This is a genomic window from Mycobacterium sp. TH-M11 (assembly GCF_057473725.1).
The window spans coordinates 1-8,064 of record NZ_JBYCLD010000018.1 but is presented as its reverse complement, the minus strand read 5'-3'; the positions used below and the strand labels follow the sequence as shown (position 1 = coordinate 8,064).

6 protein-coding genes and 1 pseudogene are annotated in these 8,064 nt (G+C 65.5%); 4 read left to right on the top strand and 3 right to left on the bottom strand.

Translation table 11 applies throughout. The features are described from left to right. Positions 1-75: 75 nt before the first annotated feature. Positions 76-2,016, top strand: coding sequence for a neutral/alkaline non-lysosomal ceramidase N-terminal domain-containing protein (locus AC2VOG_RS00900; protein ID WP_486938032.1), 1,941 nt, complete (start codon positions 76-78; stop codon positions 2,014-2,016). Positions 2,017-2,035: 19 nt separating this feature from the next. Here the strand turns inward: AC2VOG_RS00900 and AC2VOG_RS00895 are convergent, their stop codons facing one another. Beyond that, positions 2,036-2,839 (bottom strand): enoyl-CoA hydratase/isomerase family protein, encoded by an 804-nt coding sequence (locus AC2VOG_RS00895; protein WP_486938031.1) that lies wholly within the window; start codon positions 2,837-2,839, stop codon positions 2,036-2,038. A 38-nt stretch (positions 2,840-2,877) separates the two neighbouring features. Beyond that, positions 2,878-3,822, bottom strand: a pseudogene (locus tag AC2VOG_RS00890) (fumarylacetoacetate hydrolase family protein); the annotation flags it as partial. A gap of 24 nt (positions 3,823-3,846) precedes the next feature. On the opposite strand from AC2VOG_RS00890, the gene AC2VOG_RS00885 reads away from it, so the two are divergent. Both AC2VOG_RS00885 and rnhA read left to right on the top strand, forming a co-directional pair. Continuing rightward, the gene (locus AC2VOG_RS00885) at positions 3,847-4,476 is read left to right on the top strand and encodes a glyoxalase (protein ID WP_486938030.1); all 630 of its coding nucleotides are present in this window, start codon (positions 3,847-3,849) and stop codon (positions 4,474-4,476) included. Then, positions 4,473-4,988 (top strand): ribonuclease HI, encoded by a 516-nt coding sequence (gene rnhA, locus AC2VOG_RS00880; protein ID WP_486938029.1) that lies wholly within the window; start codon positions 4,473-4,475, stop codon positions 4,986-4,988. Before AC2VOG_RS00885 ends, rnhA begins: the two co-directional genes overlap by 4 nt. Here rnhA and AC2VOG_RS00875 read toward each other — a convergent pair. After that, positions 4,928-7,180 carry an ATP-dependent DNA ligase gene (locus AC2VOG_RS00875; protein WP_486938028.1) on the bottom strand — a complete coding sequence of 751 codons (2,253 nt, stop codon included), beginning with the start codon at positions 7,178-7,180 and terminating at the stop codon, positions 4,928-4,930. The two genes, rnhA and AC2VOG_RS00875, sit on opposite strands and share 61 nt — an antisense overlap. Positions 7,181-7,483: 303 nt before the next feature. Between AC2VOG_RS00875 and AC2VOG_RS00870 the strand changes: the two genes are divergently transcribed. After that, a partial coding sequence (locus tag AC2VOG_RS00870; protein WP_486938033.1) for a mannitol dehydrogenase family protein occupies positions 7,484-8,064 on the top strand: 581 nt, incomplete at its 3' end.

The following is an 8,064-nucleotide window of genomic DNA, read 5'->3' as shown; positions in this document are numbered from 1 at the left end:
GCGGTCCGCGACAAGCTCGATCCGCAGCGCTGTTTCGCCAATGATTACCTGACTAGCGTGCTGGGAGCCTGAGCAATGGAGTATCAGGTCGGGCGCGGGATCGCTGACATCACCGGCGAGCCCGCGGAATGCGGAATGCTGGGCTACGGGGTGCGGTCGCAAGTCACCAGCGGACTGCACAACCGTTTGCGCGCAAGGGCATTCGTCATCGCGGAGCTCGCCGGCAATACCCGGTTGGCGCTCGTGGTGTGCGAGCTGCCACTGATGCTGGACAGCGTGCACCGCGAGGTACTGCGGCGCCTGCAGGCGACCTACGGCGATCTGTACCGCCTCGACAACGTGATGCTCACCGCGACCCACACGCATTGTGGGCCCGGCGGATACGGGGACCAGTGGCTTTACAACTCCAACACGCATGGCTTCCGGCCACAGACCTTCGCCGCGATCGTCGACGGCATCGTTGCGGCCGTCGCGCACGCACACGACGACCTCGCCCCGGCGAGGTTGAGCACCGCCACCGGACAGCTGCGCGACGCGAGCGTCAACCGGTCCCCCTCGGCATTCGCGCGTAACCCCGCGGCTGATCGCGCACATTTCCCAGAGGCCATCGACCCACAGACCACTGTGCTGCGTATCGAGCGCGGCGGCCGGTTGGTCGGCGCCGTGTGCTGGTTCGCCACGCACGGCACCAGCATGACCAATCGCAACACCTTGATCACCGGCGACAACAAGGGCTACGCCGCTTACCTGTGGGAGCGGGTAGACCGCCACGTCGACTACCTCGCCGAGGGACCACCGGACCTCGTGGCGGCGTTCGCCCAGACCAACAGTGGCGACATGTCCCCGAATCTCAATCGCCGGCCCGGCAGCGGGCCCACCGAGGATGAGTTCGAGAACACCGAAATCATCGGCGCACGCCAGGCCGCCGCCGCCAGAGGGCTCAGCACCGCCCCCGCCGTCGTCATCACCAGCGGCCTCGACGCCCGCGCCAGTTACGTTGATCTGTCCAATTTTTCGGTGCGCTCCGAGTTCACCGGCGACGGGCGGGAACACCGCACCGGCCCGGCCCTCGCCGGCGCCGCGGCGCTGGCCGGCACCGAGGAAGGCCCGGGACCGCTGTACCCGTTGCTCAAACAGGGACGCAACCGGATCATCGACGGCATTGCACGGTCCATGATCTACCGGTTGTCGCCGCGGCTGGAAGACAGTCATGCCCCGAAAGGTGTTGTGGGACCGGGTAGTCGCTTGAACGCGGCGCTACCGCTGATGGCCGAGGGCGGCCTGGTTCAGCTGCTGCGGATCGGCCACCTGTATCTGATCGGCATCCCGGCTGAAGTCACCATCGTGGCCGGTCTCCGGCTGCGCCGCACCGTGGCCGAGATCGTCGGCGCCGACCTTGCTGATGTGCTGGTCGCCGGCTATTGCAACGGTTACCTGCACTACGTCACCACGCCCGAGGAATACGACGAACAGCGTTACGAGGGCGGCAGCACGATGTTCGGCCGATGGGAGCTGCCGGCGCTTCAGCAGGTGGTGGCCGGGCTCGCCGCCGACCTGCGCGACGGTCGGCCGACGCCGCGTCAAACGCTGCCGCACAGGGATTCCCGACGACGGCGATCCCGCCGACATCCCCGGGCGGACGAACCGGCGCCCGGGCGGCAGTTCGGCGACGTCCTCATCGCTCCGGAACGGAGCTATCAGGCGGGCGAGGCGGTCACCGCGGAATTCGTTGGTGCGTCCCCCAACAACGACCTGCGCCACGGCGATTCCTATCTGCGGGTGGAGCACGAGATCGACAACGAGTGGGTGCGGGTCGCCGACGACGGCGACTGGTCGACAATATTCCGTTGGCGCCGAACCGGACGCCGGTCCTCGGTTGTCACGGTGACGTGGACGATTCCGGCTGACACCGCGCCGGGCCGCTACCGGTTGCGCTACGACGGCAACGCCCGCGACACCGAGAACCGGACGCGGGCATTCACGGGGACGACCCTGCCGTTCGAGGTGTTCTGCTAATCGCCAAAGCCGTTGGCTACTACAGCGAATCCCACACCGGTGCGCGCTTTTCCATGTGCGCCTTGGCCGCCTCGGCCGGGTTGTTGGTGAAGCCGGTCAGGATCTGTGTGCGGTTCTCGATCTCGATCGCGTGCCGCAGGCTGGGCGCGTCCAGCGCAGTGTTGAGCCCGATCTTGGTCTGCCACACCCCGAAGGCGTTGTTCGCCAAGATCTCCCGGGCCTTCGCCAAAGCCGCCGCCGCCAACCGATCCGGTGGCACGACCTCGTGCACCAGCTTGATCCGGTAGGCCTCGTCGGCGTCGATGATGCGTCCAGTCAACATCAGCTCCCGCGCCACTCCTGCGCCGACGATCTTCGGCAACAGATAGCTGGTGCCCATGTCCATCGACGAGAACCCGGCCTTGATGAACACCGAGCCGAACCGGGCGTTTTCGGATGCGACGCGGATGTCGCAGTGCAACGCGAACGCCAACCCGCCGCCGACCGCGACGCCGTTGACCGCGGCGATCACCGGGATCGGCAACTCGTAGAGCCGGGTGTAGAGGTCGGCCAGCCGCACCTGAGCGTCGTAGTTCACCTTGAACGCCGGGGTGTTCGGCGCGTTGCTGGTCCAAGCCTCGCCGGTACCGCTGAGGTCGGCGCCCGCGCAGAAGCCACGGCCGGCGCCGGTCAGGATCGCGGCGCGGAACTCGCCGCTGCTCAGCGCATCCAGCGCGCGATCAAACTCATTGATCAACGAACCGTCGATGGCGTTGAGCCGGTCCGGCCGGTTCAGCGTCACGCCGGCGATGTTGTCTTCCAGCGTCTTCAACTCGACTGCCATCGGCGCTACTCCTCCTCATCGCTACGCTCTGCGTGCCCGGCATCCGGTTTGGGCCGCGGTCGCAGTGGATGTGGCGCAGAAGTTTTCCGAACGGTCTGGCGCGTCTCACCCAGGCCCTCCACTCGCAGAGTGACGACGTCACCGTCGTGCAGCCAGCCACGAAAGCTCTCCGGCGCCATGGGATCGAGGTGCTCGACCAGCGTGCACGCCGGCACCGTGCCAGAACCGAACACGTCACCCGCGGTGAGCGGCACACCACGCGATGCGTAGGAGATGACCTCGGCGAAACTCCAATCCATCTGCGCGGTCGACCCGGATCCCACCACCTCGTCGTTGACCAGCGCAGTGACATTCAGGCTCAGCTTGCCGCCGCGGCGGTACGGCTCGAGTTCATCGGGCGTAACCAGGTAGGGGCCCAGCGTGACGCCGCTGTCCTTACCCTTGGCCTGACCGATCGCGAGCTGCCCCTCGAGTAGTTGCAGGTCGCGCGCCGACCAGTCGTTGAAGATCATGTATCCGACGATCGCCTGCTCGGCGTCGGCGACGGACAGGTCTCGGCCCGCGGTGCCGATCACCGCGGCGATCTCCAACTCGAAGTCCTGCCAGACACTTCCAGGTGCCATCGGCGCGTCCTCGTAAGGGCCGAGAACGGTTGTCGGACAAGCAAAATAGAAAGCGGGAATCTGGTACCAGGCATCCTTGAGCACCCGGCCGCCACCCATTGCCGCCTGGCAATTGCGCATGTGGTCGAGAAAGCACAGGCTGTCTCTGATCGACGGCGGCCGCGGAATCGGCGCCATCAACGTCACCTGCTCCAGCGGAATCGTCGTAGCCGACCGCATCGCCTCGTCCCTGGCTTCCGCCAGGGCGCCGCGGCCGACGAGATCGAGCAGACTCACCCCCGGCGGAAGCGCATGAATGACGTCACCGGCCAGGAGGCCGGTCCGCGGACCGCTGTCGTCTCGAAAGGTAAGCCACCGCATCGTGATTCAGTACCGTAGTCGACTATGCCCATCACCGTCGCCGAAATCGAGGTTGCCGACCCACCGGACGCGTGGCGACGAGCCGGGTTCACCGTCGATTCCGATGCCGCCTGCCGCATCGGTGCAGTTCGGATCCGGCTGGACCGGCCCGGTCGCGGCACCGGAATCGTCGGGTGGTCGCTGCGTGGCCTGCCGGCCGGTGACCTCGACGGCATCCCGACATCCAGATCAGCCGCGGCCGCGCCGGAGCCGGCCGGCCATCCCAACGGCGCCACTGCGATCGACCACATCGTGCTGCTCTCCCCTGACCTGCGCCGAACGGTCGCGGCACTGGCCGACATCGGTGTCGAGCCACGCCGGGAGCGGGTCGGCGAACTCGGCGGACGACCCATTCGCCAGGTTTTCTTCCGGTTCGGTGAGGTGATCATCGAGGTGGTGGGCACGCCGGAGAATGCCGGCGACGGGCCGTCCACGCTGTGGGGAATCACCTACACCGTGGCAGACATCGACGCCACCGCCTCCTTCTTCGCCGATCTCACGACACCCGTCAAGGACGCGGTGCAGCCCGGACGCCGGATCACCACACTGCGTCATCGCGCGCTCGGCATGTCGGTCCGGACGGCGATGATCTCGGCACCTATTCTCGGCGAATGAGCGAGCGCGCCGACGACGTGGTGATCATTCACACCGACGGTGGATGCCGCCCCAACCCCGGCCCCGGCGGCTGGGGCGCGGTGCTGCGCCAGCGTCAGCACGTCCGCGAGATGTGTGGCGGCGACCACGGGGAGACCAGCAACAACCGGATGGAGCTGACCGCGCCGATCATGGCGCTGGAGGCACTCACCCGACCGGTCGCCGTGCACCTCTACACCGATAGCACCTACGTCCGCAACGGCATCACCAAGTGGGTGCTCGGCTGGGAACGCAACGGCTGGCAGACCGCGGCCAAGCAGCCGGTGAAAAACGTCGACCTCTGGCAGCGGCTTCAGCTGGCCTGCGCGCGCCACCGAGTCGAGTGGTTCTGGGTGAAGGGGCACTCCGGGATCTCCGACAACGAGTTGGCCGACGAGCTGGCGACCCGAGGTTTGCTGGAAGCGATCGGCTCCTACTCCCGCACCACCTCACCGGGTTCTTTGTCCGGCCGCAACCCCCTCCAGCTGGGTTGACGCATCCGGCCGTCCGACGTCCATTCGCTGTAGCGAACCTCACCGACCAGCGTCGGCGTCACAAAGGTCACACCCTTGGCGTCCTGCGTGGAAAGCCTTGTAGCGAACGGTGATTGGTCGGTACGCAACGGCTCCAGAGTCGCTTTCAGGCCGGCCAGGTCGCGCTCGGTGAAACCAGTGCCGACGCGGCCGGCGAAATGCAGGCCGTTGCCGCCCGGTATGCCCATCAGCAGCGAACCGATGCCGCTGCTGCGCCCACCCTGGCCGGCACGCCAACCGCCGATGACGACTTCTTGGGTTTTCCAGTGTTTGTCCTTCACCCAAGACGCGGAGCGACGGCCCGGCTGATAGGTGGATTCCCACTTCTTGGCGATCACACCCTCCCACTTCTTTTTGCGTGAGCACTCCAAGGCCTCGGCGCCGTCACCGGGAAGTAGGTCGGGCACCGTGAGCCCGCCGGTTGAACCCAGTGTTTCCAACAGCTTTCGCCGGTCGCGGTACTTTGCCCGCAGCAGGGACCGCCCGTCCAGGTACAGCAAATCGAAAGCCCGGAATTCGATCCGGCTAGTGCGCGACCGATTCTGCAGTTCGGAAAAGCTGGGCACACCCGATGCGTCGAGCGCGACGACCTCGCCGTCGAGTACCACTCGATAGTCAGTGAGCTCCTCTGCCAGAGAATGCAGTTGGGGGAAATCGGCGGTCACGTCGCGACCGCTGCGTGACCGCAGCCGGACCTTACCGTGATCGGCGTCGACCAGAAGCCGGTAGCCGTCCCATTTCGCCTCGAAGGCCCATTGCGACGCCTTCAGCGTCGCCACCGAACCATGGGTCGCCAGCATCGGCGCCAGTCCGTCGAAGTCGAAGACGTGCTGATCTTTCGTCCGGTGCGCCAGCCATTGATCGCCATTGGTCTGAATCAGGGCGTAGCGGCCAGAGATTCGCTGCCCGTGCAGGGTGACGATGACCTCGTTGTCATTGAACGTCTCGGTGTCGTACGTGCCGGAATCCCAGATGACGACCTTACCGCCGCCGTACTCCCCCTTCGGAATCGTTCCCTCGAAACTGCCGTACTCCAGCGGATGGTCTTCGGTGTGCACGGCCAGATGATTGACCGCGGTGGTCTCCGGCAGGTTCTTCGGCACCGCCCACGACACCAGCACGCCGTCGCGCTCCAGCCGGAAGTCGTAGTGCAGCCGACGGGCATGATGCTCCTGGATGACGAAGCTGTTGCCTTGCCCGGCTGCTCGTTTCGCTGTCGGGACCGGCTCCGGGGTCTTGGTGGCATCGCGCATGCTGCGGTACTTCGTCAGCCGGTCAGGGCGTTGGACGTCAGCGTCGAGGGGAGCCAGCAGGTCGCCGTCGCGTTCGACCCGCTCGAGCACCTCGTCGTAGCGCAGCTGACGAAGCCCGGCGTCGTCGAGTTCGTCCCAGCTGCGCGGGGCGGCGACGGTCGGATATTCGCGGCCGCGCAGCGAATAGGGCGCGATGGTGGTTTTCGAGCCATTGTTCTGGCTCCAGTCGACGAAGATCTTGCCCACCCGCACGCTCTTTGCCATGGTCGCCGTGACCAGCTTGGGCATCGCCGTTTCCAGTTGCTGTGCAATTTCTTTCGCCAAGACAACGGCACCACGGCTGCTCACCGGATGGTCCAGCGGACTATAAAGGTGCAGCCCCTTACTTCCGCTGGTCAGCGGAAACGCGGTCAGTCCGATATCGGCGACAAGGTCTCGCACGGCGCGGGCCACCTCGGCCAGCTGCGACATCGTCACACCTTCACCCGGATCGAGATCGAACACCAGGCGAGTGGCCGGGCCGGGCTTGAGCTTCTCGCCTTTGCGTGTCCACTCGGCTTCAAAACGCCATTGCGGCACATGGAGTTCCAGCGCGGCCTGCTGCGCAATCCAGGCCAAGCCGTCAACACTCTCGATGATCGGATACGTCGTTGTACCGGATCGATGGGTAATGCTGCCGCGCGGCAGCCACTCTGGCGCCGAAGCGGCCAACTGCTTTTCGAAAAACGAAGACTGTTCAACACCATTGGGCCAGCGTTTGCGGGTGGCGGGTCGACCGGCAATGTGCGGCAACATCATTTCGGAGACGCGGACGTAATAATCGAACACGTCGGCTTTGGTGGTTCCCGTGGCGGGGTACAACACCTTGTCGGCATTCGTCAACGTGACCCGCGTCGGCATGTCTGTCAACCTACGCCGCTAGTGACGCGGCCCACCACGGATAACGGCGAAGTGCCGCGGTATTCGTGATGAAGGACATCGTGACAAAACATGTTTAAGCAGGGGTAGCTCGCGATCAACATGGTCTGATGCGACAGGTGATTCGGTGACGGCCAAGCGCACCGAGCCGTCGATTTCAACGACCTCGCCTGCCCGGCATCAAACCCGTTGCCGTTGCCTGAAACCTTTGCCAAGCTTTCTCTGAGGTTCCGCGCGTACCTGAAGCCACCACCTGGAAGGAGTCGTGCAGTCGTGTCCAACGCAGTGCACCTCAATAATTCAGCGCTGGCAGACCTCACGATCGATGCGCCGCACTATGACCGCGAAGGCCTCAGCGTGGGAATCGCCCACATCGGTGTCGGCCACTTTCATCGCGCCCATCAGGCTGCGTACGTCGAGTTGTTGCTCAGGCAAGGCCTGGCCACGGACTGGGGCATCTGTGGAGTAGGGGTGATGCCCGCCGATTGCACGATGCGCGATGTCCTCTCCGACCAGGATGGCCTCTACACACTGCTTCTGGAGCATCCCGACGGCACCCGCGGGGCTCAGGTCATCGGTTCGATCATCGATTACCGATATGCCCCCGACGATCCAGAGTCGGTGCTGGCCGTGCTCACCGCGCCGACTACCAAGATCATTTCGCTGACTATCACCGAGGGTGGCTACCGCGACCCCGACGGACCGGCGTTCGTGTTGATCGCCGAGGCACTCGCGCGACGTCGTAAGCAGGGAGTCCCGGCGCCGACAATCGTCTCGTGCGACAACATCGAGAGCAACGGTGAGGTGGCGCGACGAACCGTGCTCGCCCGTGCCGAACGCGTCGATCCAGAGTTGGCCGAGTGGGT